Origin of the sequence: Clostridium sp., assembly GCF_036643715.1 — a bacterium.
In the GTDB taxonomy this organism is placed as follows: Bacteria; Bacillota; Clostridia; order Clostridiales; family Clostridiaceae; genus Clostridium.
Genome location: NZ_JAVXRL010000021.1, coordinates 1 through 1108 on the forward strand (window position 1 = coordinate 1; position 1108 = coordinate 1108).

The following is a 1108-nucleotide window of genomic DNA, read 5'->3' on the forward strand; positions in this document are numbered from 1 at the left end:
ATGCAGGATAAATTCTATCTGGATCATAATTTTCTATTTCAAATTCATGTTGCAAGTAAAATACAGGGATAATTTTAGATATTCGTAATATTGATCTATATACTACTTCAAAGTTATCATTTTTATAACTCTCATATTCAAAGTACCATCTTTGAGAAGGAACTTCTTTTATATTCTCTTCGTCTATATCTTTTATACATTCAAGTAATTTTTAAAATATATTTTCATCTTATTTTATAAGCTTAATCTGATGTCTCCAATGCCTATGATATTCTGTTTTAGTTTTAACACCCCAAAACTTAAACCCTTTATTTAAAATAGCTAAATCAAAAAATCGATAATAATTAAGTATCTATTTTCATTTATTTGCTTAATTAGCAAAATATATTTATCATATTTACTTTTGAAGAGAGGTTGGACTTCTCAATTTTTTGTGAAGTTAAAAATTCATCTATTGGCCTTCCAAATACAATCCATTTATCACTTATATCTTTTAAAAAATAGCCTAATTTTCTTTTGTCTAAATTATTATAGAAGTCTATTTCGACTTCTATAATATACATATTATTATCTTTCCAGTATATTTCATTTTTTATATATTTTTTAGTCTTAATTTCTTTTTTAATTACGTTTAAAAATTCTTCAACAATTTTTCTAGCGTTTATTTTATCATTAGAATATACATACGTTCTAATAAACAATTTTCGCCTCCTATTTGTGTGTTATTTTACCATCAAGATAAACATTTAAATGAGATCCATCTCTACTAGCCCAACCAAGTTGGTTTTTCCCCATCTTTAAAAGTTGAACATCCCATTCAAAACTTTGTCCTGCTGTTCTAGACGGTCCTTTTGTCCAAACATTCCCAAATTTATCAATATATCCACCATTGATTCTAGGCAATCTCTGAGTGCTAGTCCAAGTAACTTGGAGGTATATACCTTATCTTACCCTCAGTGGGTAAAGATGCGCTTTTTAAAATTTCTTTTACTTAATTACTAATTGTCTGTGAACAATCATTATGAACTAACAAACCATCTTGACCTACAAAATATGTATGGTTATCTTCTACTGATAAATTATATAACTTTTTCTGATTTTTTTACTT

The 1108-nt window shown here is 26.4% G+C and carries 2 protein-coding genes and 1 pseudogene; all 3 read right to left on the reverse strand.

The genetic code is table 11. The annotated features are described in order from the left end of the window. Positions 1-374 precede the first annotated feature (374 nt). Positions 375-701, reverse strand: a complete 327-nt coding sequence (locus tag RSF37_RS07735) for a hypothetical protein (RefSeq protein ID WP_332563830.1) — start codon at positions 699-701, stop codon at positions 375-377. Positions 702-711: 10 nt separating this feature from the next. Then, complete coding sequence (locus RSF37_RS07740) at positions 712-903, reverse strand: polymorphic toxin type 17 domain-containing protein (RefSeq protein WP_332563831.1); 192 nt, start codon at positions 901-903, stop codon at positions 712-714. A gap of 88 nt (positions 904-991) precedes the next feature. Next, positions 992-1081: pseudogene (locus RSF37_RS14785) on the reverse strand (hypothetical protein); the annotation flags it as partial. Positions 1082-1108: the final 27 nt, after the last annotated feature.